Raw genomic sequence first — 26,272 nt, forward strand, 5'->3', positions numbered from 1 at the left:
GAATATTGCTACGCTCACGCAGCAAACGCGATACGAGACCAGGAGTACCGATGAAGCTACTTCCGAAGCCGGGCCGCCGACCGGTGACCGAACCCGGAGAGGTAGCCCTCCACGCCCGGAATGTGCAGTTCGATTGGTCCCGGACCGAACCGGTCTGGATGAAGCAGGAACCGATCGCCTCTCACGTCCTCAACGCCCTGAGCATGCTGCTGCCCGAAGGCGAGCGCATGTTCCTGGTGACCTTCGGCGAAGCCCTCGAACTGGTCAAGGACGAGAAGCTGCGGGAGGCCATGATCGGCTTCATCGGGCAGGAGTCCATGCACGCCGAGAGTCACAACGGGGCGCTCGAGCAGGTGCTGTCCGCGCACGGGATCGATATCGAACCCTATGTGCGTCAGACGGAATTCCTGTTCCGCAAGACGCTGGGCCCGAAGGCGGCGGCCAGTGAGGCGGCGCGGCAGCAGCAACTGGTCGAGCGTCTCGGCGTCATCGCCGCGCTGGAGCACTTCTTCGCCTTCCTCGGCGACTGGATCATCAACGCCGACCTCGAACAGTTCGACACCGATCCGCAGATGGTGGACCTGTTCCGCTGGCACGGGGCCGAAGAGGTCGAGCACCGCATGGTCGCCCACGATGTGGCCGAGTACTTCGAGATCGGCTATGTGCGCCGCGGTGCGCTCATGCTGATGGTGTTCCCGATCTTCATCGCACTCATCCTGCGCGGCACCAAGTTCCTGGTGCAGGCCGATCCGTCGCTGCCCAACCACCGCTACCCGATGTTGATCGGGCGGATCTTCGCGGGCATGTGGCGGGGGTCGATTCCGGGCATTCCGTCGCTGCTGATCAGTGCGCTGTCCACCTTCAAGCCCGGCTACACCCCGGAGACCGTCGGCTCGACCGCGCAGGCCGTGGCGTACCTGGCGCAGTCCCCGGCCGCCCGGGCGCTGGCCTCGTGAGCGCGGTTCGTCCCGTCCCGGTCGCGCCGCCGCAGGATCTGTTCGGCAAGGGTCGTGCCGATCGCACCACGCGGGTGCTGGATTTCATCGCCGAGAGCCGTTTGCGCTGGACCACGTTCGTGAACCGGCGTGAGCCGGACGTGCGGGTGGACGACTGGCGGATTCCGCTGGTCGTGGTGCAGCGCCGGGTGGAGGCGCACGACACCGATGTGATCAGCCTGCTGATGACCGCGCCGGACGGACGCAAGCTGCCGGACTGGCGGCCGGGCGCGCACCTGGATCTGGAATTGCCCTCGGGGAAGGTGCGGCAGTACTCGCTGTGCGGCGACCCGGCCGATCGGCACGCGTATCGCGTTGCGGTGCGGCGCATTCCGGACGGCAACGGCGGTTCGCTCGAGGTGCACGAGAGGCTGGCGGTCGGTACCCCGGTCACCGTGCGGGGGCCGCGCAATGCCTTTCCGTTCGTGCTGCCCGGGTACGGATCCTCCGCCGCGCGAGTGCATTTCGTGGCGGGCGGCATCGGCATCACGCCGATCCTGCCGATGATCCGGATGGCCGAGCGGCTGGGCGTGGAGTGGAGCATGATGTACGCCGGGCGGTCCCGCGCCACCATTCCGTTCCTGTCGGAGGTGGAGTCGCTCGGCTCGCGGGTGACCGTGCGCACCGATGACGAGCACGGCATTCCCACGGCCGCGGAGCTGCTGCCGGGCGTCGGTCCCGACACCTCCGTCTACTGCTGCGGGCCGGTGGTGATGACCCAGCTCATCGCCGACGCCGTGCGCGAAATGCCCTGCGTGGAACTGTATTCCGAGCGTTTCTCGCCGCCGCCCGTGGTGAACGGCACCGCCTTCCAGGTGGAGCTGGCCCGCACCGGCGAGGTCCTCGACGTGCCCGCCGACAAGTCGGTGCTCGAGGAAGTGCTGAAGGCTCGTCCGGACTCGTCGTATTCGTGCCGGCAGGGCTTCTGCCGCACCTGTGTGGTGCGGGTGCGCTCCGGCGAGGTCGACCATCGCGACACCGTGCTCACCGATGCCGAGCGCGCGGCCGGCGACATGCTCATCTGTGTATCCCGTTGCGGCGGGGACCATTTGGTGCTGGACATCTAGCGCCGTCTCTCAACGAGGAGAAGATCGTGACCGATCAACCCACCGTCATCCCCGCCGCCGAACGCCTGGTGCGCAGCGGTGAATTCGACATCGCCGTCTACGAATACGGTGAGCCCTCCGCGACTGAAGCATCTAAAGACACCATTGTGCTGGTGCATGGCTGGCCCGACGACAACCATCTGTGGGACCGGGTGGTGCCGCTGCTGGCCGACCGCTTCCACGTGGTCACCTACGACACCCGCGGGCACGGTCGCTCCACCCGCACCGACCGCACCGAGGACTACCGGCTCGAGCACTTCGCGGCCGACTTCTTCGCCGTCGCCGATGCGGTGAGCCCCGATGCGCCCGTGCACATCCTGGCCCACGACTGGGGTTCGGTGGAGATGTGGGAAGCCGTCTGCGAGCCGCAGGCCGCCGGGCGGGTCGCCTCCTTCACCTCGGTGTCCGGGCCCAACCTGGACCACCTGGGCGCGTGGGTGCGGTCGAGCCTGTCGCGCGGCAAGGTGTGGGGGCCGTTCACGCAGCTGCTGTCGTCGATGTACACCGGGCTGTTCATGACCCCGGGTGTGCCGCGAGTGGTGCTCAAGCCGCTGGGCACCGAGAAGATGTGGTCGCGCTTCGTCGGGCTGATGAATGAGACCTCGCCGGAGAACATCAAGCTCGGACCGGAATTCCGGCGCGACTTCTTCGACGGCATGCGCATCTACCGCGCCAATATCCTGCAGCGCCTGGGCGATCCACGGGAACGCCGCACCGAGGTGCCGGTGCAGCTGATCATCGCGCGCCGCGATGTCGCGGTGCGGCCCGCCGGCTACGACGACACCAAGGACTGGGCGCCCAACCTGTACCGGCGCGAGGTCGGCGGCGGGCACTGGCTGCCGTTCTCGCACCCGGAACTGCTGGCCACCTCCACCGTCGAGCTCATCGACTCGCTGCGCACCGGGGAAACCCCGCGCACCCTGCGCCGTGCCGAAGTCGGCCGGGCGCAGCGGCCTTTCGAGCACCAGCTGCTGGTGATCACCGGCGGCGGCAGCGGCATCGGGCGCGAGACGGCGCTCGCCTTCGCCCGCAAGGGCGCGGATGTCGTGCTCTCCGATATCAACCTGGACTCGGCCAAGGAGACCGCGGATCTCATTGCCGCCGAAGGTGGTGTCGCATACGCCTACCAGCTCGACGTCTCGAATGACGAAGCGGTCGCCGAGCACGCGGCCGCGGTCATCGCCACGCACGGTGTCCCCGACATCCTGATCAACAATGCCGGTGTCGGCGCGGCGGGCGACTTCTTCGACACTCCCGCAAGCGAATTCGACCGGGTCCTCAATATCAACCTGCACGGCGTCATCAACGGGTGCCGCGCCTTCGGCAAGGCCATGGCCGATCGCGGCCTCGGCGGCAGCATCGTCAACCTCTCCTCGATGGCCGCCTACACCCCCCAGCGCGGTTTCGCCGCCTACTCGACCTCCAAGTCGGCGGTCTTCATGTTCTCCGACTGCCTGCGGGCCGAACTGGCGGGCAAGGGCATCGGCGTCCACACCATCTGCCCCGGCATCGTGCACACCAATATCGTTGCCACCACCCGCTTCTCGGGTGTCTCCGCCGAGGAGGAGGCCGCCAAGCAGCAGCGCTACGACAAGCTCTACGCCGCCCGCCGCTACGGCCCGGAGAAGGTCGCCGCGCAGATCGTCAAGGCCGTCGAGCAGGGCCGCGACGTCGTCCCGGTCACCCCCGAGGCCTGGCTCCAGTACCGCTTCAACCGCTTCGCCCCGGCCGTCGCCCGCTTCTTCGCGGCGCGGGTGAAGCTGACGTAGCGAGTACCCACGACGACGGGGGCTCACACCGAGGATGGGTCCCCCCAGAAGATGGGACTGTCGTGCGGATTCTCCCCGAGTAACTTTCGGCTATGGCGGTCTGTCAGAGCGGCCGTGAGCAGGGGAGGCCTCCGACCATGATTTTCGGAATCATCTGTGGCGTCATCTTTGTCGCCCTGATCGTCGCGGCGAGCGTCAACATCCGGAAGGCTTCCGTTCGTCCCACCGGAAGTCGCCGCACGAGTTGGGGACATGGCTCGGTCGGGAGCGCGGGGAGCGGCACCTCGACCGGTGGCGGCGGCGGATGGGCCGATGGGGGCGGTGGCCACGGCCATGGGTGCGGTGGCGGGCACAGTGGTTGCGGTGGTGGCAGTGGCTGTGGTGGCGGAGGTTGCGGCGGCGGGGGAGGAGGTTGCGGCGGCGGGGGAGGAGGCGGAGGTTGCGGCGGCGGCGGTGGCTAGCCCGCTCCCAGCGCCGCCTCGATGGAGTGGACCCGCTCCGATGGGATGCCCCACGGATGGTCCACTCCCACAACGGTATCCAGGTCCCACAGCACGCATTGCTCGCCCGGTAGCGCCACGAACGACCAGGCGACCACCGTGCGCCCCAACTGCTCCGCCATCGGGTCGCCCGAACCGGTGCCCTCGCCGTCGGGGAAGTGATGCAGAAACCGGCCATACGCGCTGTCGCACAACCGCGCGTACCGCTTCGTGCACAGGATGAGCCCGTGCCAAGCCTCGTCCACCGCATGCGAGGGCATGCCGATCACCCGATCGTCACGCATCGCCGCTCCGCAGCAGCGCAACCATTGCCGCAGCCCGGTTTCCACCAGCTCGCGCGGCTGCCACGGACAGGTCTTGAACACCGCCTCCGGAAGTTCCAGCGCATCCACGGCGCGATTGACCTGCTCGAGCCGAGGCGGCCGGGAACGGTGCAGCAGCATGGTTTCACGCTACGTCGATATCGGCGCGGTTCGCGAGCGATATTCGCCGTCCCTGCCGCACGGCTCACTGCATGTCGACCGCGGTCTCCTCAGCGTGTCCCTTGTCGCCGCGGGTAGAGCGGAGGCTGGTGAAGGTGACCGTCGCGAGCACCGCCACGATCACCAGTAGCGAGGCGGCCGTGGGGATCTGGGGGACACCGCTCCAGATGCCGTGCGCCCAGTGCAGGACCAGCTTCACGCCGATGAAGGCGAGGATGGCGGCCAGGCCGTAGGCCAGGTGCACCAGGAGGGAGAGCGCGGCGTGCAGGACGAAATACAGTGCGCGCAAACCGAGTAGCGCGAAGGCGTTGGTGGCGAACACCAGGAACGGGTCGCCGGTGACGCCGTACACCGCGGGCACCGAGTCGACGGCGAAGACGATATCGGTGGCCATGACCGCGCCGACCACCAGCGCCAGCGGGGTGAGGGCCCGGCGGAACCTGCCCGGCTGGGCCGGGTCGGCCTCGCGAACGACCATCTTGGTGCCGCGGTAGTCGTCGGTGACCGGCCAGATGCGGCGCAGCACGCGCACCGACTTCATGGTGGTGACATCGAGTTCCTGCTCGTGCCCGCCGGCCGCGTCGGCCAGCAGCTTCACCGCGGTCACCAGCAGGATCATGCCGAACAGCAGGAACGCCCAGTCCAGGGTGGCCAGGGCGGCCGCACCGAGCGCGATGAAGATGCCACGCAGCACCAGCGCGCCCGCGATGCCGTACAGCAGCACCCGCTGCGCCAGCGCCGCCGGGACCGCGAAGGCGGACAGCAGCAGCATGAAGATGAACAGGTTGTCCACCGACAGCGACTTCTCCAGCAGGTAGCCGGTGAAGAATTCCACGGCCGGGGTACCGCCGTTGTTGAACCACAGGAACACGCCGAAGGCGATGGGCAGGGCGATGTAGAAGACGGTCCAGGCGATGGCCTCGCGCATGGACACCTCGTGCGGGCGGCGGGTGAGCGCGAAGTCGACGATCAGCAGCGCCAGCACCGCGGCGATCGTCCCGCCCCACAGCCAGGGCGTCCCGACGCTGTTGATGGTGGTGGAACTCGCGAGAACGGACAGGGTAGGACTCATGGGACCTCCTCGGGCAGGGTAAACCAGCCGAGGTCTCCTTCACCTGCGTCGTCGAATGCCACAATCGCAGGCAACCATCCGGGGGACGCGTCGGCGCGGCCCGTACTGACCGGAGTGATTCTTGGGAAGTACTCCCCTCAGGTCAGGAAGGATAGTCGACCCTTACCCGCGAGGTCCACCCGGCGCCGGTGTCAGCGCGGTGTGAGCACCACCACGGCGATCGGACGCGAGGTCATCGTCTGGTACTGGGTGTAGCGGCCCTGGTTCACCTTGTCGACGAGCTGGAAGCGGCGCGCGTACTCCGGATCGTCCGGATAGGTGGCCTGTGCGGTGACCGGAATCCGCTTGGTGCCGATCTGAATGTCACAGTCCGCCTTGGCCTTCACATTGGCCAGCCAGCCCGGCGGCCTGGGCGAGCCGCCATTGGACGCGGTGACCAGATAGTCCTTGCCGTCCTGCGCGTAGGTGAGCGCATTGGTGCGCTCCTGGCCGGTCTTGCGGCCGACCGTGCGCAGCAGCAGCGTCGGGTTCCCGAACAGCAGCTTGTGCCCGACTCGGCCGTTGCTGTTCTCGTAAATCCACTGATGTGCCTTCAGCACGTTCGCGAACAGACTCGCCATCGTGATCCTCCCTGCGGTCGTGGACTGCCCCAGACTAACGCTTCACGATCCGGTCACGATCTTGCGGATACGTTTCTCGGGCCGGTTCGCCCCGGATTACGAAAACTGCACGACGACAAAAGGATTCATCGCATGACCACCGCTCTCGCCACGCCGATCAAGCCCCGCAACCCGGTGCTGGTGTGGCTGGTCTGGCCCCTCATCACCCTCGGCATCTACTTCTTCGTCTGGTACTACAAGATCCACAAGGAGATGGCCGAACTCCGCCGCGACCCCGAGGCCCCGGTCGCGGGCCCCCTCCTGATCATGCTCTTCCTCTCCTGGACCGGCATCGCCGCCATCATCAGCTTCTGGCGCACCGGCACCCGAATCCGCCAATCCCAGGAAGCCGCCGGCCTCGAAGGCACCTGCAACCCCATCCTCGGCTTCGTCCTGAACCTGATCCTCGGCCTCGGCATCCTCTACTACCAGCTCGAACTCAACAAGATCGCCGACCGTTACGGCGCATAGCGAGTCCAACTGGGCATCGACCCTCCCGAGGCGGTAGCATCTCGCGGAGCCCGCAGTGATCTCAAGCGGTCGGGGGCGGTAGCTCAGTCGGTTAGAGCCGTGGACTCATAATCCATTGGTCGCGGGTTCGAGCCCCGCCCGCCCCACAAACAACCGGAAGATCTCCGGGACTCGCCGCGGACCGTCATGCGCCATGTCGCCGTTGGCATTCGACCCGGCAATGTTGTTCGGGCAGCCTAGCTGAGAGCAGACCCGCTGGGCGATGCCAGCATCGAAAAGTGATGCCCGAGCGGGCTCGTCGGCGATACGGACACCCTCCCCGCCAGACCGGAAGCGCCTGTGTCGCAACCAGATCCGGCGTCACGACGGGATCGCTCCAGGCCACAGGCGCCAATCTCGTGAGATGGCACATCTAGACCCTGAGGGCGCGGGGTGTCGGTGTTCGAGGTCCTCGTCGTCGCGGGCGGGACCGCGACAGTGGAATCGATCGGCCCGGTGGGACACCGAGTCGCGAAGCAGGCGGGAACGGCGGATGCGGGAGCTGTCGGCGGTCTGTGGCTGCGCTGTACCGGATTGTCCACATGGATTCCCTATAACCCGGGCTGCCGGGCTATAGGGTTGCATGGTCATAGGTCACACATCGTGGGCGCGCGTCGGCGAGCCGGCTCGCTGCCGGATTTCACGGGAGGCGCGGCATGACATCGACGTATATGGGGAAGCCGTACTATCCAGCGTGGCTGGATAACCTGGCCGAGGACGTAGCCGGGGAAGGCGCCGCGTGGGACGGCGTCATAGAAGGCGCAGAGGCCGTCCATGAAGTCGTGGTCGCTGCCCGCGAAATCTACGAGTTCCAAGACTTTCATTACGCCGGTCCCTGCGGCGAGAACAGTTTCCTCGAGGACTACACCTCGTCGGTGCGCGGCGTCCCGATTCATGTCATCGTCCTGGTCACCTTCAACGCCGCCGGAGAGGCCCAGCGCCTCGTGGTGAACCACCGTCCACGCAGCTCGGTGCTGCTGTTGTCCCGCTTGATGCTCGAGAGGTTCGCCGACACCCCCCTTGCCAAGCATTGGGAAGACACACCTTGAGGAGCGACTATGAATGCGCCCTTGTACCTGATCACCGGGGCTGGTGGTGGCACCGGTGGCGTGAGCCGGCAGGTGATCGAGCAATTGCGGGAACGCGGGGATCGGGTTCGCGCGCTGGTACACCGCGACGACGCCCGAGCTGAGCCGTTACGTGCACTCGGCGCTGATGTCGTCGTCGGAGATTTGACCGATCCACGAGATGTGGTCGATGCGATAGCCGGTATCGATCGCATGTTCTTTTCGATGAGTGTCTCTCCGGACTACCTGCAGGCAACGGTTGTCGTCTGCGACGCCGCGTTGGAGTACGGCCACCTCGAGGTGGTCGTGAACATGTCCCAGATGACTGTTTCTCAAATGACGCTGACCAGCGAGGGGGAGTCTCGTCAACATCGACTGCATTATCTCGCCGAGCACGTCATGAACTGGTCGGGTGTCCCGGTCGTGCACATCAGGCCGACGGTGTTTCTGGACAATCCGATATTCACCGGACTCGCGGCACCGTTGCTGCGAGAGCAGAACCTGTTGGCCCTCCCCTTCGGAACGGGTCGAACATCACCGATAGCTGCCAGCGACGTGGCCCGCACGATTACAGCAGTGCTCGTGGATCCCACCCACCGCATCGGCGACGTCTACGAATTGACCGGCCCGGCGCGTTTGGACATCGATGGCCTGGCCGCCGAGTACACCCTGGGACTTCACCGGCAGATTCGCGGCACCGACATTCCCCACGAAACCTGGGTCCACGAGGTCCTCGAGCCCCGAGGTCTGCCCGCGCACGTCGAGCAGCATCTGACCACACTGGCACTGCTACACCGTGCCAACCGCTACGACCGAGCCACCGACGACGTCGAGAAGATCACGGGACAGCCGCCGTCCACAGTCGGTCAGTACATAGCCGAACACCCGGAACTGTTCTCATAGCGGACGCCAGACGATGTGGCCGCCCTCGGCAAAAGGCTGAACTCGATCGCCGGACCGAAAGTTCTTGTGGGCCATGCCTATACGGGCGCGGTGATCGGCGCAACACCTCGCATTCCGCATCCCCGAAGAGAGCGAGTCACCAAGTCATGTCCACGATCCGATATTTGCACGCCGACGTCGACGGATTCCGCGTGTCCTACCGCGAGGCGGGCGCGCCGGGAAAGCCCAAACTGCTTCTACTGCACGGCTTTCCGACGTCCAGCCATATGTTCCGCGACCTGATCCCCTTGCTCGCCGACGACTTGCACCTCATCGCCCCCGACCTGCCGGGCTTCGGCGGTTCGGACATGCCGCCACACGAGCAGTTCGCCTACACCTTCGACCACATCGCCGAGGTGATCGACCGCTTCACCGAAGTGGTGGGATTCGACCGGTACGCGATCTACGTCTTCGACTACGGCGCCCCGACCGGATTCCGGCTCGCCGTCGAACATCCCGACCGCATCACCGCGATCGTCTCCCAGAACGGCAACGCCTACGCCGAAGGGTTGAGCGAGGGCTGGAACCCGATCCGCGCCTATTGGGAGGACCCCTCGGACGCCAATCGCCAAGCGCTGCGGCAGTTCCTCGCACCGGAAACCACCCGCTGGCAGTACACCCACGGCGTCTCCGACGAAACCCTGGTTTCCCCGGACGGCATCGCCCTGGACAATCACTACCTGGCCCGCCCCGGCGCGGACGACGTGCAACTGGACCTGTTCCTCGACTACCGCAACAACGTCGCCCGCTACCCCGAATTCCAGTCCTACTTCCGCACTCACACACCACGACTCCTCGCAGTGTGGGGCAAGAACGATCCCTTCTTCCTCCCTGCCGGTGCCGAGGCTTTCCGACGCGACCTCCCCGAGGCCCAGATCCACTTCTACGACACCGGCCACTTCGCCCTCGAAACCCACGCCCACGACATAGCCCGAGCCATCCGGTCGTTCCTCTCCGTCTGAGCGGCAGCGGTCGTGCCAGGTCTCGCGACTGTGAAACATCGCCCCTACCCCGGCGGGAATCGGGTCAGCCGTTGAGGAAGGCGAGCAGATCGTTTCCAGCGCCGTGCACTAGGCGCCGAAAATGCCCTGGGGCGCGCCGGGATACACGCGCAGTTCGGAAACGTACCTATCAACAACAAGATTCGCTCGTGGAACCCGATCAATCCGCCCGCCGACTACCTGATCATGCTGCACCGCTTTGACACCGACCACGACATCCGCACCGCCGCTGTCGTTCCCGCCTTCCTGCTGGTCATCGCCGCGACCGCCCGCATGATCGGCACACCGACGCGCCAACCCGCCCCCGCCGCGGTTCGCACGCACTGACAACCGCCCCTCGGGGATGAGCAGGACTGGAGGACAGGACAATTGGAACGACGAGTCGTGTTGCGAGCGCTAATGGCCGCCAGCGGTGCCGCCACGTTCGCAACCACCTTGCCCAGGATCGGCGCACCGGAAGCGAAGGCGGACGGACAAGGCCCAGCCGGGCCTCTTCGCGTCCATATCGTCATGTTCGACGGTGTCGAAGAACAGGATTTCATCGGACCCTTCGAGGTGTTCTCGCTCGCCGCCATGCTCGCCGAGCGCGGCGTGGACCTGCGGTACGTGACTACCGGTCAACCCGGGACGATCCGCGCTTCCTACGGAACCGTCGTGCAAGTCACCGAACCGTGGGCACCCCAGAATGCCGATGTGCTCGTCGTACCCGGCGGCGGCTACACACACCGCGACGCCCCGGGCGTCTGGGCCGAGATCAATCGTGGCGTCCTACCCGAAGCCCTGGCTGCTGCGCCCCGCGCCGGACTGACGATCAGCTCATTGTGTACCGGCGCAATGCTTTTGGGTGCAGCCGGGCTGATCAACGGCCGACCCTGCACAACCCATCACGGTGCTCTCGACACACTGAAACAACAAGGTGGCGTCCTTACGCAGGCGCGCGTCGTCGACGACGGTGATCTGGTGACAGCGGGCGGTATAGCCTCGGGGATCGACCTGGCCCTGTGGCTGGTGCACCGCGAGCTGAGCGCCGACACCGCGACCCGCGTCGAGGAGATCCTGGAATACGAGGCACGCGGGCCGATCTGGACCCGATGACCCAATCTCGATCCACCCGTTGACCCCTCCCTGTCCTGGTGGGGGTTCAATTCGGGTTCGGAAATACGAGACGCGAAATCCTCGACGAGACAGAGGATTTCGCGTCTCAGTATGAGCGGGCAACGCGGACGTGATTGATGCGTACCTGCCAAAGGTTCTGATTGAAGCGTGGTTCTGAAAACTGCTGGTAGGGAACATGATTCGGTAGAAGCCCTTGGAACCTGGAAGTCGCCGGCCGACACGGGACGGCTGGCCACACCCGCAAGAATGATCGAGGCTAGGATGCTTGCGAGGGTAAGTGAGTCGACCACGTGAGGCGGCGAGCATATGGTGACCCAGGACAACGAAAACCGATCCCTGTACCTGTCTTATCTCGGATACTGTAATGAGCACAATTTTGATGGTATGGCGTCGTTTTATACATCGACCATCAAAGTCGATGACGTTCCTATGGATCCAGCCGCTGTTACGGCGCAATTCTCACCTCTTGTCTCCGGATTTCCTGATTGGCATTGGGAGATGCGGCACCTCGTCGTCGACGGCGACTATATCGCGGTGCACTTCACGGTAACCGGTACCCACCGGGGGACTTTCCAGGGAATTGAGGCGACCGGTCGTCGGGTGACTATTTCGGAGTTCACTCTCTATCACCTCGAAGACGGCAAGTTCGCCGAGGTCTGGGACTACACCGATATCGACGCGCTGATGAGGCAAATCGGGCAAGACGAGGCACCGCTGACGGCCCCCGCCGACCAAGCCGGTACCGAAGACAGCTGACTTCGCTCCCGTCCATTTGGTTTGACTCCACCTTCTGGAAGGCAGGCCGATGACCCCCACCACACCGTCGTTCTTCGAGGCACAACTTCCCGCCCTCTTGAGCAGCGGAAGAGACGCACCGGCGTTCTGGATGCTCGATCTGCTGTGGATTCCGCTGCTGGAGGCCCGTCAAACCGGGGGCGTGTTTTCGGTCACCGAGCAGTGGATGCCGAAAGACTCTGGCGCACATACCAAGCACGTGCACAATGTCGACGAGTGGTTTTTCGTCCTCGACGGCACCGTCGACTTCGAACTCGAGGGCGAAACGTCGTCGGGGCAAGATGGTGACTCGCTGTGGATTCCTCGGGGCACCGTGCACAGTTTCAATGTCACGAGCGATGTCTGCCGTGTGCTCAACGGCTACACCCCGGCCGGTTTCGAGCAAGTGATCAAGGGGCTCGCGCGACCGGCACCGAAGCGTGAGCTTCCCCCGAGAACTGAAGAGCCGGCGCCATCAGACATCGCGGCAGCACAGTTCCTGTTCAGCAACTACTGGACCGCACGAGCCGACGATCCCTGGGCGAAATTCTTCGTCCGCTGATCCCGCGCCCGCATGGATAGCACGCTCAATTGCCGACGCCCACCGGAGAAAGGGGCTGATCGATCATCATGGCCACGAAATCGTCCGTACAGAGCGTCACATACGATTTGCTGAGGTCGCTGCGCCTGACAACGATCTTCGGTAATCCGGGTTCGACCGAGGAGACATTTCTCAAGAACTTCCCGGATGATTTCACCTACGTTCTGGGGCTGCAGGAAGCGTCTGTCATCGCTATGGCGGACGGCTTCGCCCAGACCACGCGGCGTCCTGCGCTGGTGAACCTGCACTCTTCGGCGGGGCTGGGCAACAGCATCGGCAACCTGGTCGCGGCCTATCACGGACACACGCCGCTGATCGTCGTGGCCGGTCAGCAGCACCGCGAGCTGTTGATCGGCGACCCGTACCTGAGTAACCGCGACGCGGTGGCGATGCCGAGGCCGTGGGTGAAGTGGTCCTATGAGCCCGCACGCGCCGAGGCCGTGCCCGAAGCGTTCATGCGTGCCTACGCGATGGCCGTGCAGCCTCCTGCCGGACCTGTTTTCTTGTCCATTCCGCTCGACGACTGGAACCAGCCGCTGGAAGGGCCCGCGGTACTGCGGGATGTCAGCACGACCTACGCGCCCGACCCGGAGCGGCTGCGGCGCTTCGCCGAGCGCATCACGGTGAGTCGGCGGCCGGCCCTGATCCTCGGGCCCGACGTGGACCGGGCCCGAGGGTGGGACGCCGGCATCGCGCTGGCGGAGAAGTTGCGGGCTGCGGTGTACAGTCCTCCGCTTCCGGATCGTGCCTCCTTCCCCGAGGACCACCCGTTGTTCCAGGGGTTGGTCGGTATGTCGGTCAAGGCCATCGGCGAACGGCTGGCCGGACACGATCTCGTCGTGGTGATCGGGGCCGAGGTCTTCCGCTACTACCCCTACGTACCCGGCGACATCCTGCCCGCCGGAACCGAGTTGCTGCAGATCACCGACGATCCGGGGATTGCCGCGGCCGCCCGTGTCGGGGACAGCCTCCTCGGCGATGCCCGGCTGTCGATCGAGCTTCTCACCGAACTGGTGGGCGACGGCGCCGGCCGTGAGGTGCCCAAGCCCATGCCGCGCGACCGGAGGCTGCCGGAAACGTCGAACGGGACGCTCACGCCTGCCGAGGTCTACGCGGCTCTCAGCGAAGTCCGTCCCGAACACGCCGTCTTCGTCAACGAGTCCACCTCGACCATGGCCCAGCACGCCATTTGGCTGCCCGCCGTGGAGCCGGACTCGATGTTCGCCACTGCCAGTGGTGGTATCGGCTGGGCCGCACCGGCTGCGGTCGGTGTCGCACTGGGCGACCGCGACCGTGGCGTCACGCGCCCGGTGATCGGTCTGATCGGGGACGGCTCGTTCCAGTACTCGGTCCAATCGCTGTGGACCGCGGTACAACACAAGGTGCCGATCGTGTACGTCGTGATGCGCAACCACGAGTACTCCATCCTCAAATCCTTTGCCGCTCTGGAACAGACACCGGGTGTCCCCGGACTCGACCTCCCCGGTCTCGATATCGCCTCCGTGGCACGAGGATTGGGCTGCCATTCCGTCGACGTCACCTCCGCCGGAGACCTCGAGAAGGAGTTCCGCCTCGCGCTGGAATCCGGCACCACCACGGTCATCGTGGTGACCACCCAACCCGAGAAGGCCACACTCTGAGCGATCGGCAATTCCGATTCCGCTCAGGCTCGACCTCGTCCAGGTCGGCCGGTTGTTGCACTCGCACGTTGAGCTCGGTCTCGAAGTCGGCCGCGATTTCCCACAACGGACGGCCGACGGGGGTAGGCATGGCGATCACCGCTTGGTATGCCCCGGTGTGAGTGTCGTCCAGCGGCGGCGGCTATCAAGCGAACCTGGATGCGGAACGACGGCGTGCGGCCTGAGCGCAGTCGTGGGATCAGGCTGGATCTCGGGTCTACTGGTCGATGACGACCGCAATTAGCAGCGCCCTAGAAGATTGCCCAGGACGCGGAGCTGGGCAGTGGCGCCGCCGAGACTGAATTCGGCGCGTTTGGCCGCGACGAAGTACCGGTTCATCGGCCCGTCGGTGTCGATGCCTACACCGCCGTGAATATGAACTGCGGTGTGCGCCACCCGATGGCCCGCCTCTGCCGTCCAGAATTTCGCGGTAGCGATCTCTTGCTCGGCGGGCAGACCCGCGGCCTCGCGGGCGGCGGCTTGCCAGAGTGTCAACCGCACGGCCTCGACGTCGATGTAGGCGTCGGCAAGTCGCGTCCGCACCGCCTGGAAGGAGCCGATCGGCTTGTCGAATTGCATACGAGTGCGGGCGTATTCGGCGGTCAGCGCCAATGCCTTCTCCAACACCCCGAGCTGCCACGCGCACCACGCCAAGGTCGCACGGCGGCGCGCCCACTCGACACCTGCCGCCCGGCTCAGCACGATGGTGGCAACATTGTCCAGCTCCAGCAACGCGGCGTCGTCGGTATCGACGAGACGCTGCGCGGTCGTGGTGAGTCCGGCGGCAGCACGGTCGATCAGCACCAATGCCGGGCCGTTGGCGGTGGTGGCCTCGAGCAGGAAAGTGGTGGCGAAAGCGCCTGCGGTGACGACGGTTCGGCTGCCGCTCACCGTCCAGCCGGCGTCGGTTTCGGTGCAGCGCAAGGAGGCTCGGCTGGTGGAGCCGTCGCCGACCGAGACGGCGATGGTCGCGTCGCCGCGCAGCACCGGCGTGATGTAGCGCTCGATCAGGCTGTCGTCACCGAACTCGGCAATCGCGGAGGCACCGACGGCGATGCTGCTCGAGTACGGTGCGGGCGCGAGGGTCCGGCCGATCTCGATCAGCACCGACGCCTGCTCGAGTACGCCGAATCCGCTGCCGCCCACAGACTTCGGCAGCGCCGCGTCGAGCAGACCGGCACCGGCCAGCGTGCGCCACAGGTCCGCGTCGAAGCCGGGCGCGTCGCGGAGTCCGGAAGCGGATCGTACGCTGTTGTCGTTCTTGTCCGACCAGTCGCCGAGAATCTGCTTGGCGAGCCCGGCAAGGTCTTGCTGCGCCTCGGTGAGCGTGAAATCCATGTGATGTCCTTAACGAGTGACCGGCAGGCCGAGAGCGGTCGCGGCGATGATGTCGCGCTGCACCTCATTGGTGCCGCCGCCGAAGGTATTGATCAGCGACGCACGGTGGTACAGCTCGACGCGCCCGCGCAGCAGGGTGCCGGCCGAATCGAATCGCACGATCGAATCCGCGCCCAGCACTTCCATCAACAGCCGGTACCCCTCGGTGGCGAATTCGGTTCCGAATACCTTGGTGGCGGAGGCTTCGGCGGGGGCCAGTTCGCCGGTATCGGCGTCGGAGGCCATTTTCCAGCTGCGGAGCTTCTGATATTCGGTATTGGCGTGCACCCGCGCCAGGTGCAGCCGCACCCACTCCTGGTCGATGACCCGTGAGCCGTCGGCGAGTTCGGTGTCCTGCGCCCATACGTGAACCTGACGCAGTGCCTCTTGCATCGGTGCGGCGATCGAGAGGGCCACCCGCTCGTGGTTGAGCTGGTTGGTGATCAGGTTCCAGCCCCGGTTGAGCCCGCCCACCATCGACGTTGCGGGAACGCGGACGTCGGAGTAGTAAGTGGCGCTGGTGCCCGCGCCCGCCATCGTGTGCACCTTGGTCCAGGAGAAGCCATCGGCCGTGGTCGGCACGATGAACACGCTCAGACCCTTGTGCTTCGCGACATCGGGGTCGGTGCGCGTCGCGAGCCAGATGTAGTCGGCGTACTCGACCAGCGAGGTCCACATCTTCTGGCCGTTGATGATGTAGTCGTCGCCGTCGGGCACCGCCCGAGTCCGCAGCGAGGCGAGGTCGGTGCCGGCCTCGGGCTCGGAATAGCCGATGGAGAAGTGCAATTCGCCCGCGGCGATCTTCGGCAGGAAGAAGGCTTTCTGCTCTTCGGTGCCGAAACGCATGATCGTGGGGCCGACCGTGTTGACCGTCAGAAACGGTATCGGCACTCCGGCGACGGCAGCTTCCTCGGTGAAGATCATCTGGTCGATCATCGAAAGGCCTTGACCGCCGTATTCCTTCGGCCATCCCATCACGAGGTATCCGTCGCGGCCCAGCCGGCGGACGATCTCCTTGAAGGCGTCGCCGGGACCGTATTCGCCCTGGGGGCCGCCCGCGATCGCCTCGCGCCGCTCGTCGGTCATCAGGGTGGCGAAGTACTCTCGGAGTCCGGCTCGCAACTGTTGTTGTGCCGCAGTGAAATTGATGTCCATAGATCCTCAGAAGTTGGCCAGGTCGTCCGCGGTGAGGACAGAGGTCAATATGAGTGGCTCGGCGACGAGGCGCTGGGGCATCCCGGGTCCCAGCCCGATGGCCGACTCCGCGCCGAATCGGTTGACTTCGTCCAGGAGAAAGCGGACGCCGACCGGGTTGAGATAGTTGGTGAGGAAGAACTCGCGAACCTCGTCGGCGGTCTGGATGACGCCGGTCTGGTGGGGTGAGCAAAGGGTGATCTTCGGATCGTAGAAGGTCATCCCGGACACATGCTTCGCCATGAAGTCCGCGACGTGCTGCACCAGCGGGCTGTGGAAGGCGCCGACGTACTCCTCGAGCATGCGGATCCGACGCGGTTGCTCGGCCGCGAGAGCGGTCAACTCCGCTCGATATCCGGAGAGCACGAGAACCCGTTTGTCGCCGCCGGGCACGACGTCGTAGTCCGCGGCCAGGTAGATCCCGGGCCGGACGGGGCCGATGTACTTCTCGATCTCGTCACCTTCCGCCAGGGCGGCCACCGCCATCCCCTGCGGTGGCGAGTCGGCCGGCACCTCGGGAATGAGGCGTTGGTAGTGCAGCATCTCGAACAGTTGCTGTCGATCGAGTCCGCCTGCGAGACAGGCGCTCACCAAACCGCCGAGGCTGAGCCCGCCGATGGCATCCGGCCGGATGCCGCTTTCAGCCAGCACGTCGTGCATGCCGATGATCAGCGCCGCCTGGCGCACCGCACCGAAGCTCTGGACGAGCTCGCCTTCTCCGTCGAACGCACCGGCGATCAGATCGGACGCGTCCAAGCCGGTCCGGTCCGCGGCCTGCTCGAATACCTCACGGACAGCGGGGAATCGAACGCAGAAGTCGGTGACGAATGTCTTCTCCAGCGGAATTTGTCCGCCGAGTAAGTACGCGATGGTCATGCAACGTCCCCCTTGAATGAATGAAGTCCACGAAACGCCGACGTATGGCGAAATTCCCGAAGGCCGGTACATGACCGACTCGTGTGCTGAAAGAATCCCCACCCTTTGGGCGAGACCCGCCCAGAAGGAGAATGCCCGTGTCACCGGAGTGGGGCACGTTCCCACGGTAAGGCATGTTCCCCCACCTCGCAACGCGACCAGGCGACCAAAGTAGTTGCGACAGTGGGTAATAGGAACGTCGGCCGGCTGGGTGGCGCGCGGCCCCGATGGGGCGAAGATCACGGCGCCGGACGCGTCTCCCCGCTTGCGAAGTCGCGAAATCTATGTCAACTCCGTCGGCTTGCGAAATCGCGAAATCTATGTCAATCCTGTCGGCTTGCGAAATCGCAGAATCTGTGTCAACAACGTTGTCCTGCAACACTATTGACGAACCAAGCAAACGCTTGACCATGATCGGTTGTCATGTAAGACTGCTTGCGGGACATGGATTCATCACCCACTCGTCGGGTGCCATGAGATTCGGGGCGGTCGGAAGAAGGTTGGGGAAATGACTTCAGATCAACAGCGCGACAATGAAGTATCCGCGAGGAACACGCTGACAGATCTCCCTGGACTCATCGGAGTTATCGAAGTCCCAGTAATGTCGCTACCCGTAATTTCAACCCGCGTATATGTACTGGAAGGCACGCGGGGGCATATTCTCATCGATGCCGGATGGGATGACGACACGGCATGGCAGGCCCTCTCCGACGGCCTGGCCGCGCTGGGCCGGGAAATTAGTGAGACAGAAGGAATAGTTCTGACTCACCACCACCCCGATCATTCCGGCCTCGCCGGACGGGTGAAAGCCGAATCCGATGCGTGGGTCGCGATGCACGAGATCGACGCCGATCTCATGGATCAGCTACGCAGCCAGGAATCGGCGGAAGCCCATTTGTCGTGGGAATTGAACAATCTCGCGGCGGCCGGAGCGCCGACGCCGGCGCTGGAGGCCTACCGGCAAGGCGGGGGAAGTTTCTCGATGGCGTACATGTCGGCCGAGGTGGACCGCAAGCTCGGTGACGGTGATGTCATCACGCCTGCGGCCGGCGGTCTCACCGCACTGTGGCTGCCGGGCCACACCGGTGGCCACATGGGCGCGATCCTCGAGCGGCAGCGGGCGGTGTTCACCGGCGACCATGTGCTGTCCAAGACCAGCCCGCATGTCGGGGAATTCGTGTTCCCGGTCGACGAGCACGATCTACTGAACCGCTATCTGGAATCACTGGAGAAGCTTCGAACCCTGGCGGGTGACGGCTTCTCGATCTATCCGGCCCACGAGGTCGTCGACATCGACTGGCCACGCAGAATAGAAGAACTGGCCGTGCACCACCGGCTGCGGCTCGACGACGTGCGGCAGGTTCTGTCCGATGGTGAGCCGCGGACCCTCTGGGATATCGCGGTGGCAATGACCTGGGCCGTCAAATGGGCGGATATTCCGCCCATTTCCTGGCCGTTGGCCCTGTCGGAGTGCTCCGCGCACCTGACCTATCTGGTCAACCACGGCAATGCCAAATCGCTAGGGGCGAGCGATCAGCCGATGAAATTCGTAGCCAAAGGCTGAGCGCCTTTCGCACGCATCATAAATAAATGGGGGATTCACCATGGATCGATTGGCTGTCGGGTGCCCAATTCATCGCTATCCCACGGACGGGGCGCGATCATTGGGTTTGGACCCGGTACTGGATGACGCACTCGAACAGGACCAGCCCGTGCGGCTCGAATATCCGCACGGCGGCCAATGCTGGCTGGTGACGAGATACGACGACGTCCGGACCGTCTACTCCAGCAAGATTTTCAGCCGTTCCGGAAACGCGCCGCGAATCACCGCGAGCCCGCTCTTCGCGGGAGGACTCGCGACGATGGACGACGCTGTGCACCTCAAGGTGCGCAGGATCGTCACCGCGGAATTGAACAGGCGAATGGGATCGATCCGTTCCAGCGCTGAATCGATCATGACCGAACGGCTTTCCCCGCTGCGGGAAGGGGTCGGCATCGACTACGTGGCGGACGTGGCGAAGCCCTATTCCATTCGAGTCCTCGGGGAGCTGCTACGCATTCCCACCGAGGACGACGCGAACTTGATCGGATGGGTCTGCGCTCTCCTGGCCGACGACTTCGTTCCGAATGCGGAAGCGAACGCCGAGTCGGCCGTGAAGGACATGGGCCGATATGTCATGGAATTGGTCACCGCGCGCGGCGAGAACCTCGGGGACGATGTGGTCTCGGACTTCATCCGCCATGACGGATTGAGCTACCTGGACGTTGTCACGATCGTGTTCGGCCTGATTATCGCCGGATTCGAGTCCACCGCCCACATGTTGAGCAAGATGGTGTTCCAGCTCTTGATCCGTCCCGATCTGTGGAGCGCCTTGCAGGAGAATCCGGATCGTATTCCGGGCGCGGTCGAAGAGCTGCTCCGAACGATTTCACTCGGCGGCGGCGAAGCTATTCCCTGGCTGGTCCGGGAGCCCATCAGCCTCGGCGGGATGGACATGGCGGCCGGTGATTACGTGATGCCCTCGACAGGAGCCGCGAACCGTGACGGTCTCGTCTTCGAAGACCCTGATCAGATCGTATTCGGGCGCTCCCAGAAGCAGCATCTGACCTTCGGATACGGGACCAGCTACTGCCTGGGCTCCCAGGTGGCGAAGGTGGAACTGGAAGTGGGGCTGAGCACCATATTCCGCGAGTACCCCACACTGCAGCTCGCGGTGTCGCCCGAGGGCATTCGCTGGCCCAGTGGCTCAGCGGTCTGGCAATTGGCCGAACTCCCGGTATCTCTCGCATAGAAGGCATTCCCGTGCGCACCAGTCAACGAAACAATCCGTTCATCGAACCCACTCGCGACGAATTGGTGGCCATCAGCCGCCAGCATGTCGCGGCGATGGAAAACTCCACCGCGCCGGAGGTGTGGATCAGCTCCGCGATGGACTTCCTGCTCCTGCACACCGTCGGTCGCAAGACCGGAGAGATACGCAAGGCCGCCTTGCCGTTCTGGCGAGACCACGATGGATGCCGGGTCGTCATCGCTTCACTCGTCGGCTCGCCCCAGCATCCGGCATGGTTTTTGAACCTTGCCGATACCAACGTCAACCCGAATGTCCTTGTGCGCCTGCGTGATAGCGAATACCGATCCGTTCCGGAAGTCGTCGACGGGGTCGAGTACACGCGGATCTGGGAGGCGGTGACGACGGATCGCGATTTCTACCGGGTCTATCAGGAGCGCTGTGAGCGCCGCATCCCGATTATTCGATTGCCGGAAATTCAGCAAGGGTAGACATGTACAAGACACACACCGCCATGGGCGATCCTGCATGGATCGCGACCGGTCACGCCGAAGTGCGCAGCCTGCTCTGCGATGAGCGGCTGGGCCGAGCCCATCCGACGCCGGAGACCGCGGCCCGGGTCAGCGATGTCGCGCTGTTCGGGCCGGTAGGCAATTTCGAGACCGAGGTCGCCGATCACGCCCGGATGCGATCGCTGTTGCAGCCACAATTCTCCGCCAGGGCCATGCGTACACTGCGTCCCCGCATCAGTGCGCTCACAAGCGAGTTGCTGGACACGCTCGCAGATCAGGCGTTGCCGTTGGATCTGCACGCCGCGGTGTCGGTGCCATTGCCGATCCTCGTCCTGTGTGAATTGCTGGGCGTGCCTTTGGAAGATCGCGAGCGGTTCCGGGTGTGGACACAGCAGGCGTGGGACATTCGCGACAACGAACGGGCCCAGCAGGGGCAGTCCGCACTGTTCACGTACTCGTGTGAACTCGTCGCCACGAAGCGCGCGGACCCCGGCGACGATGTCATCTCCCGGCTGGCGACGACCCCGGGAGTGCATGCCGCGGAGGCGGCCGCGCTGGCGATGGCACTGCTGTTCGCCGGCCACGAGACGACGGTCAACGCCATCAGCAACGGGATGTTGACGCTCCTCGACACCCCGGATCGATGGCATCGGCTCGTCGCCGAACCCGCTCTGGTGCCGAGCGCGATCGAGGAACTGTTACGGATACCGTGCCAGGCCAGCCCCGAGCTGCCCCGCTACGCGCGCACCGACATGGAGGTCGACGGTGCCACGGTGTGTCAGGGCGATCTCGTGCTCATGGATGTCAGCGCCGCCAACCTCGACCCGGAGGCGTTTCCGGAGCCGGAACGATTCGATGTGACCCGCCGGTCGTCCGCGCACCTGACGTTCGGACACGGCCTGCGCTACTGCATCGGTGCACCGCTGGCGCGGATCGAGCTTCAGGAAGTGTTCTCCCAGTTGATATCTCGGTTCCCCAATATGCGGCTCGCGGTTCCGGCTGCCGAATTGCGCCGCCAGGAGAACATGCTGGCCGCCGAATTGGTCGAGCTGCCCGTGACCTGGTAGCCCGCCGCACCGCACCGCTCAGCACTGCTCGGAACAAGGAACAGAACAAAGAAAGGTCAATTGTGTCAACCGAACGCAACCCGTGGGCGGCGCTGGGTGCGCTGTGCGTGGGCTACTTCATGATCCTGCTGGACATGACCATCGTCGCGGTGGCGAATCCGGCGATCATGTCCGGCCTGCACACCGACTTGTCCAAGGTCATCTGGGTGACCAGCGCGTACCTGCTCACCTTCGCGGTGCCGCTGCTCATCACCGGCCGGCTCGGCGATCGGTTCGGGCCGAAATATCTGTATCTGGCGGGACTTTCGGTCTTCACGCTGGCCTCGCTGTGGTGCGGCCTCGCGGGCAGCATCGATTCGCTGATCGCCGCCCGGGCGGTTCAGGGCCTCGGCGCGGCCTTGATCGCGCCGCAGACGATGGCGGTGATCGGCCGAATCTTTCCGTGGGACAAGCGCGGTGCGGCCATGGGCGTGTGGGGCGGTGTCGCCGGCGTGGCGGCGCTGGTCGGCCCGGTGTTCGGCGGTGCGCTCGTGGACAGCGGTGGCTGGCAGTGGATCTTCTATGTCAACCTGCCGATCGGGGTGATCGCGTTGGTGTTGGGCGCGCGGCTGGTTCCGGTGCTTCCGACCAGCAAGCACCGATTCGACATCCCGGGCATGGTGATGGTCGCGATCGGCATGACCGCGTTGGTGATCGGCATCCAGGAGGGCAACGATCACCATTGGGCAGGCTGGGTCTGGGGCCTGATCCTCGGCGGCCTGGCCGTGCTCGCGCTGTTCCTGGTGAACCAGGGCCGCAACAAGATCGAGCCGCTGATACCGCTGAGCGTGTTCCGGAACCGCAATTTCTCGCTCGGCAATATCGCCACCAGCGGGCTGACCGCGGCAACCACCGCGCAGATGGTGCCGTCGTTCTTCTACCTGCAAGTTGTTCGCGAGCTGTCCCCGACCAAGGCCGCGTTGGTCGGCTCCCCGCTGGCACTGCTGTCCGCCTTGTTGTCGCCGGTGGTCGGCAGGCTGTCGGACAAGGTGCCGCCGCGGTATCTGTTGATGTTCGGCTTCGTAGCGTACGCGGCCGGGGTGTGGTGGTTCCTCGCCCTCGCGAACCCGCACGGGTCCATCCCGATGTTGGTCGTGACATCGGTGGTCTGCGGTGTCGGCAGCGCTTTCATCTGGGCACCGCTGCCCGCGGCCACGATGCGGAGCCTGCCGCTGGAGCAGATGGGGGCGGCGGCGGGCATCTACGCCACCACCCGCCAGCTCGGTTCGGCACTCGGCAGCGCATGCATTGCCGCACTGCTCGCCGCGCGCATGGCGGCACATGCGCTGCCCGGCGGTGGCTCGTCCGGCGCGGGCGGCCATCTCCCCGAATTTGTCAAAGCACCCTACAGTTCGGCACTGTCCGATTCGCTCTACCTCTCTGTCGGTCTGCTGGTGGTCTGCGCCATCGCTGCGGCGTTCTTCGTCTCCGCCGATCTGCCCTCTGCCGCGCCAACTCCGGCTGCGGGCAAGAAGGCCGGAGTCGGCGTGGCCGACTAGTGCGTGTCTTACAAGCGTCGGAACTGAACACAAGATCTTGATCATCGTGAATTGAGGACAGGGATGAGTAGAGGTTCATCGGTCGCCCAGCGGCCAACAGCCCAAAATCGGCCGCCGGGACCAAGTTTGGGCACTCTGTTGAAATTGGGTGTGGCCATGCGTCGGGAGACGTACGCGATCATGCCCGAAGTGGCGCGCCGCTACGGCGACGTGGTCACCTTGCCGGTACCGGGGCGCGACGCACCACCGATGACATTGGTCAGCCACCCGGATCACATCGACCACATCCTGGTCCGGCACCACCATCGTTACGTCAAAGGCGAGTCCTACGAGGAACTCATGGACGGTCAACCGCTGCCGTTGGCGTTCCTGGAGGGCGAGGAATGGAAACGGGTCCGCCGACCGCTCAACCCACACTTCACGGGGCAGGCGTTGGAGCGAGTCGCCCCCAAGCTGATCGCGGGGGTCACCGCCCGCGTCGATGCGTGGGCGAAGTACGTCGATACCGCGGAGTGGGTCGATCTCGAGCATGAACTCGGCACCGTCGTCATGGACGGGTTGATGCGCGCGGTATTCGGGGTGACCATGGCGACCGATGAATTGGACAGCTACATTCGGTCTGCACGGGATTACAGCCGCTACGCCGCCAATCGCGCGATGATGCACGATCTCCCGGCCTTTCTGCCGCGCCCTTTCCAGCGACGGGGACAAGCCGGACTCGCCGCCGTGCACTCCGATCTCGAGCGGTATATCGCGCAGCGGCGAGCGGATGGTCCCGGCGCAGAGCCGGATCTCCTGGACGCGATGTTGGAGATCAGCGCCGAGGAATGCCCGCATCTGCAACACGCCAAGCTCCTCTCAGAGGTGAGCGGCATGATTTTCGCCGGATTCGAAACGACGACCGAAGCCACAGCATGGACTCTCGCTCTGCTGCTTCGCCACCCGTCGGCGCTCGCGCGCGCGGTCGAGGAGGTCGACTCGCTGGCCGGCGCGCCGATCGAATACGCAAGCGTGGAGCGTCTCTCGTACCTCAAGGCATGCTTCGATGAGGGGCAGCGCATCCAGTCGGCGATGGCCAACGTCCGCACCGCGATCGAGGACGACGAAATTGGCGGATACTTCGTTCCCAAAGGCACGCGAGTGTTGTTCTCCCCGTACGGAATCCATCGCGATCCGCGATTCTGGAACGAACCGGACAAGTTCGATCCGACCCGCTTCCTCACGGACAAGATCAACAAGAGCGCCTACCTCCCGTTCAACCTCGGTCCGCGAAAATGCATCGGCTTCCGTATCGCCAACATCGAAGCCGTTGCAGCGTTGGCAGCGATATTGCAGCGGTACACATTCCAACTCCGCGCGGGCTGGGAACCCCGGCATCGGATGCGCATCATCACCTCGATGGTGGATGGGTTGCCTGTGCAGATCAAGAATCGCTGATCGACGGAGCTGGTTGTAGCGCAATGAGCGCGGACTGCCGCCGGGGTTCCAGGTCCTCGGCGGTGTGCGCCGGCGGTACGCCGCTGTCGGCTGGCGAAGTGCCGGCAGAAGGTTCGCGACCCGATCCACGCGGCCGCGTGGATCGGGTCGAACGTCGTTGCGGCGTAGCATTTTTCGGCGAACAGGTGGGATGGGTACACTTCACCCACCTCGAGAATTTCCTTGCACGATTGGCTATTTTCGGCATTTTGTGCCAAAAACAGGCCATAGGACGAAGAAGAGGTCCCCATGAACCGTCTCGAGCGGCGCCGCATCTTGGTGACCGGTGCCGGATCCGGTATCGGCCAGGCCACAGTCCTTCGCCTGTTGTCCGAGGGCGCGGTCGTCGTCGGCGCCGGCCTCGGTGCCGAGGGGCTGGCGCTGACTCGCAAGCAAGCCGCCGAAGCGGGCGTCGATGCCAGGTTCACCACGCTCGAGATGAACGTCGCCAACGAGACCGAGGTCATCGCGGGGGTCGAGAGCGCTGTCGAATTCCTCGGTGGCCTGGACGCTCTCGTCAATGCCGCGGGCATCCTTCGCGCCGGCCATACCCATGAGACGTCGCTGGAGCTGTGGAACCAGATCATGAACGTGAACCTGACCGGCACGTTCCTGGTGATCCGCGAGGCCCTGCCGGCCCTGCTCGCCAACTCCTGCAGCACGATCGTCAACTTCAGCTCCACCTCGGCGAGCTTCGCGCACCCGTATATGGCCGCGTACTCCGCCAGCAAGGGCGGCATCCAGAGCCTCACCCACACTCTGGCTCTCGAATACGGCAAGCAGGGTCTGCGCGCGGTGAGTGTCGCGCCCGGCGGCATCAAGTCCGGCATCACCGACGCCACCCCCGGCTACCTCCCGAAGGACTCCGACTGGTCGCTTTTCGGCCGCCTGGCTGCCGTTGTCCCGCAGGACAATCCGAAAGAGTTGGCAGGTCCAGAGAATGTCGCCGGTGTCATCGCCATGCTGGTCTCCGATGACGGCCGCTTCATCAGCGGCACAGAGATCCGCATCGACGGTGCCACCCACACCTGAGACCAATCACCCGCTTCTTGCGCGTTGACCCTTTGGTTCCGCTCGGTTTCAACAACTTCGTCGTCAACCAGAGAGACGACGCGAGCATCAGGTTCGAGA

General features: G+C 64.9%; 26 protein-coding genes and 1 tRNA gene. 20 read left to right on the forward strand and 7 right to left on the reverse strand.

Annotated elements, in window-relative coordinates; translation table 11 throughout:
• Nucleotides 1-50: 50 nt before the first annotated feature.
• From ACWEQQ_RS18540 to ACWEQQ_RS18550, 3 genes are read left to right on the forward strand one after another with little or no spacing between them, the layout of a single operon-like run.
• On the forward strand, nt 51-956 hold the full coding sequence (locus ACWEQQ_RS18540) for a metal-dependent hydrolase (RefSeq protein WP_452349025.1): 906 nt from the start codon (nt 51-53) through the stop codon (nt 954-956).
• Nucleotides 953-2,062, forward strand: a complete 1,110-nt coding sequence (locus tag ACWEQQ_RS18545; RefSeq protein WP_452349026.1) for a PDR/VanB family oxidoreductase — start codon at nt 953-955, stop codon at nt 2,060-2,062. Before ACWEQQ_RS18540 ends, ACWEQQ_RS18545 begins: the two co-directional genes overlap by 4 nt.
• Before the next feature lie 23 nt (nt 2,063-2,085).
• Nucleotides 2,086-3,870 (forward strand): SDR family oxidoreductase, encoded by a 1,785-nt coding sequence (locus tag ACWEQQ_RS18550; protein WP_452349183.1) that lies wholly within the window; start codon nt 2,086-2,088, stop codon nt 3,868-3,870.
• Between the two features lie 457 nt (nt 3,871-4,327).
• Here ACWEQQ_RS18550 and ACWEQQ_RS18555 read toward each other — a convergent pair whose 3' ends face one another.
• The 3 genes from ACWEQQ_RS18555 to ACWEQQ_RS18565 form a co-directional block, all read right to left on the reverse strand.
• Nucleotides 4,328-4,813 carry a hypothetical protein gene (locus ACWEQQ_RS18555; protein ID WP_452344953.1) on the reverse strand — a complete coding sequence of 162 codons (486 nt, stop codon included), beginning with the start codon at nt 4,811-4,813 and terminating at the stop codon, nt 4,328-4,330.
• Nucleotides 4,814-4,877: 64 nt separating this feature from the next.
• Nucleotides 4,878-5,924 carry a TerC/Alx family metal homeostasis membrane protein gene (locus ACWEQQ_RS18560; protein ID WP_452349027.1) on the reverse strand — a complete coding sequence of 349 codons (1,047 nt, stop codon included), beginning with the start codon at nt 5,922-5,924 and terminating at the stop codon, nt 4,878-4,880.
• A gap of 191 nt (nt 5,925-6,115) precedes the next feature.
• A complete protein-coding gene (locus tag ACWEQQ_RS18565) occupies nt 6,116-6,544 on the reverse strand; it encodes a nitroreductase family deazaflavin-dependent oxidoreductase (RefSeq protein ID WP_452344955.1) in 429 nt (142 codons plus the stop codon).
• A 132-nt stretch (nt 6,545-6,676) separates the two neighbouring features.
• On the opposite strand from ACWEQQ_RS18565, the gene ACWEQQ_RS18570 reads away from it, so the two are divergent.
• The 10 genes from ACWEQQ_RS18570 to mdlC all read left to right on the forward strand — a co-directional run bounded on the left by ACWEQQ_RS18570 (nt 6,677) and on the right by mdlC (nt 14,234).
• Nucleotides 6,677-7,054 carry a DUF4234 domain-containing protein gene (locus ACWEQQ_RS18570; RefSeq protein ID WP_452349028.1) on the forward strand — a complete coding sequence of 126 codons (378 nt, stop codon included), beginning with the start codon at nt 6,677-6,679 and terminating at the stop codon, nt 7,052-7,054.
• Between the two features lie 72 nt (nt 7,055-7,126).
• Nucleotides 7,127-7,200, forward strand: a tRNA-Ile gene (locus ACWEQQ_RS18575).
• 549 nt (nt 7,201-7,749) lie between these two features.
• On the forward strand, nt 7,750-8,142 hold the full coding sequence (locus ACWEQQ_RS18580) for a hypothetical protein (RefSeq protein WP_452349029.1): 393 nt from the start codon (nt 7,750-7,752) through the stop codon (nt 8,140-8,142).
• 21 nt (nt 8,143-8,163) lie between these two features.
• Nucleotides 8,164-9,063: an NAD(P)H-binding protein gene (locus ACWEQQ_RS18585; RefSeq protein WP_452349030.1), complete on the forward strand. Its 900-nt coding sequence runs from the start codon at nt 8,164-8,166 to the stop codon at nt 9,061-9,063.
• Between the two features lie 146 nt (nt 9,064-9,209).
• Nucleotides 9,210-10,064 (forward strand): alpha/beta fold hydrolase, encoded by an 855-nt coding sequence (locus tag ACWEQQ_RS18590; RefSeq protein ID WP_452349031.1) that lies wholly within the window; start codon nt 9,210-9,212, stop codon nt 10,062-10,064.
• A gap of 225 nt (nt 10,065-10,289) precedes the next feature.
• The gene (locus ACWEQQ_RS18595; protein WP_452339605.1) at nt 10,290-10,430 is read left to right on the forward strand and encodes a hypothetical protein; all 141 of its coding nucleotides are present in this window, start codon (nt 10,290-10,292) and stop codon (nt 10,428-10,430) included.
• 72 nt (nt 10,431-10,502) lie between these two features.
• Complete coding sequence (locus ACWEQQ_RS18600) at nt 10,503-11,198, forward strand: DJ-1/PfpI family protein (protein ID WP_452349184.1); 696 nt, start codon at nt 10,503-10,505, stop codon at nt 11,196-11,198.
• Nucleotides 11,199-11,525: 327 nt separating this feature from the next.
• A complete protein-coding gene (locus ACWEQQ_RS18605) occupies nt 11,526-11,975 on the forward strand; it encodes an ester cyclase (protein ID WP_452349032.1) in 450 nt (149 codons plus the stop codon).
• A gap of 49 nt (nt 11,976-12,024) precedes the next feature.
• The gene (locus ACWEQQ_RS18610) at nt 12,025-12,555 is read left to right on the forward strand and encodes a cupin domain-containing protein (RefSeq protein WP_452349033.1); all 531 of its coding nucleotides are present in this window, start codon (nt 12,025-12,027) and stop codon (nt 12,553-12,555) included.
• A gap of 68 nt (nt 12,556-12,623) precedes the next feature.
• Complete coding sequence (gene mdlC / locus ACWEQQ_RS18615) at nt 12,624-14,234, forward strand: benzoylformate decarboxylase (RefSeq protein ID WP_452349034.1); 1,611 nt, start codon at nt 12,624-12,626, stop codon at nt 14,232-14,234.
• A 279-nt stretch (nt 14,235-14,513) separates the two neighbouring features.
• Here mdlC and ACWEQQ_RS18620 read toward each other — a convergent pair whose 3' ends face one another.
• Genes ACWEQQ_RS18620 through ACWEQQ_RS18630 form a run of 3 tightly spaced genes read right to left on the reverse strand, consistent with a single transcriptional unit; the run spans nt 14,514 to nt 17,720 of the window.
• Entirely contained in the window at nt 14,514-15,611 is a 1,098-nt protein-coding gene (locus tag ACWEQQ_RS18620) for an acyl-CoA dehydrogenase family protein (RefSeq protein WP_452349035.1), read from the reverse strand.
• 9 nt (nt 15,612-15,620) lie between these two features.
• The gene (locus ACWEQQ_RS18625) at nt 15,621-16,805 is read right to left on the reverse strand and encodes an acyl-CoA dehydrogenase family protein (protein WP_452349036.1); all 1,185 of its coding nucleotides are present in this window, start codon (nt 16,803-16,805) and stop codon (nt 15,621-15,623) included.
• A gap of 6 nt (nt 16,806-16,811) precedes the next feature.
• Entirely contained in the window at nt 16,812-17,720 is a 909-nt protein-coding gene (locus ACWEQQ_RS18630; protein ID WP_452349037.1) for a hypothetical protein, read from the reverse strand.
• A gap of 457 nt (nt 17,721-18,177) precedes the next feature.
• Between ACWEQQ_RS18630 and ACWEQQ_RS18635 the strand changes: the two genes are divergently transcribed.
• Nucleotides 18,178-19,323, forward strand: a complete 1,146-nt coding sequence (locus ACWEQQ_RS18635; protein ID WP_452349038.1) for an MBL fold metallo-hydrolase — start codon at nt 18,178-18,180, stop codon at nt 19,321-19,323.
• Between the two features lie 216 nt (nt 19,324-19,539).
• Here the strand turns inward: ACWEQQ_RS18635 and ACWEQQ_RS18640 are convergent, their stop codons facing one another.
• Nucleotides 19,540-19,716, reverse strand: a complete 177-nt coding sequence (locus ACWEQQ_RS18640; RefSeq protein ID WP_452349039.1) for a hypothetical protein — start codon at nt 19,714-19,716, stop codon at nt 19,540-19,542.
• Here ACWEQQ_RS18640 and ACWEQQ_RS18645 point away from each other — a divergent pair.
• The 6 genes from ACWEQQ_RS18645 to ACWEQQ_RS18670 all read left to right on the forward strand — a co-directional run bounded on the left by ACWEQQ_RS18645 (nt 19,715) and on the right by ACWEQQ_RS18670 (nt 26,173).
• Nucleotides 19,715-20,551, forward strand: coding sequence for a cytochrome P450 (locus ACWEQQ_RS18645; protein ID WP_452349040.1), 837 nt, complete (start codon nt 19,715-19,717; stop codon nt 20,549-20,551). The two genes, ACWEQQ_RS18640 and ACWEQQ_RS18645, sit on opposite strands and share 2 nt — an antisense overlap.
• Nucleotides 20,552-20,562: 11 nt before the next feature.
• A complete protein-coding gene (locus tag ACWEQQ_RS18650; protein WP_452349041.1) occupies nt 20,563-21,039 on the forward strand; it encodes a nitroreductase/quinone reductase family protein in 477 nt (158 codons plus the stop codon).
• A 2-nt stretch (nt 21,040-21,041) separates the two neighbouring features.
• Nucleotides 21,042-22,127 carry a cytochrome P450 gene (locus ACWEQQ_RS18655; protein ID WP_452349042.1) on the forward strand — a complete coding sequence of 362 codons (1,086 nt, stop codon included), beginning with the start codon at nt 21,042-21,044 and terminating at the stop codon, nt 22,125-22,127.
• A gap of 62 nt (nt 22,128-22,189) precedes the next feature.
• A complete protein-coding gene (locus tag ACWEQQ_RS18660; protein ID WP_452349043.1) occupies nt 22,190-23,665 on the forward strand; it encodes a DHA2 family efflux MFS transporter permease subunit in 1,476 nt (491 codons plus the stop codon).
• Nucleotides 23,666-23,728: 63 nt separating this feature from the next.
• On the forward strand, nt 23,729-25,102 hold the full coding sequence (locus ACWEQQ_RS18665; RefSeq protein ID WP_452349044.1) for a cytochrome P450: 1,374 nt from the start codon (nt 23,729-23,731) through the stop codon (nt 25,100-25,102).
• 288 nt (nt 25,103-25,390) lie between these two features.
• Nucleotides 25,391-26,173, forward strand: a complete 783-nt coding sequence (locus ACWEQQ_RS18670; protein WP_452349045.1) for an SDR family NAD(P)-dependent oxidoreductase — start codon at nt 25,391-25,393, stop codon at nt 26,171-26,173.
• Nucleotides 26,174-26,272: the final 99 nt, after the last annotated feature.

The sequence above is a fragment of the Nocardia sp. NPDC004123 genome, assembly GCF_053603795.1.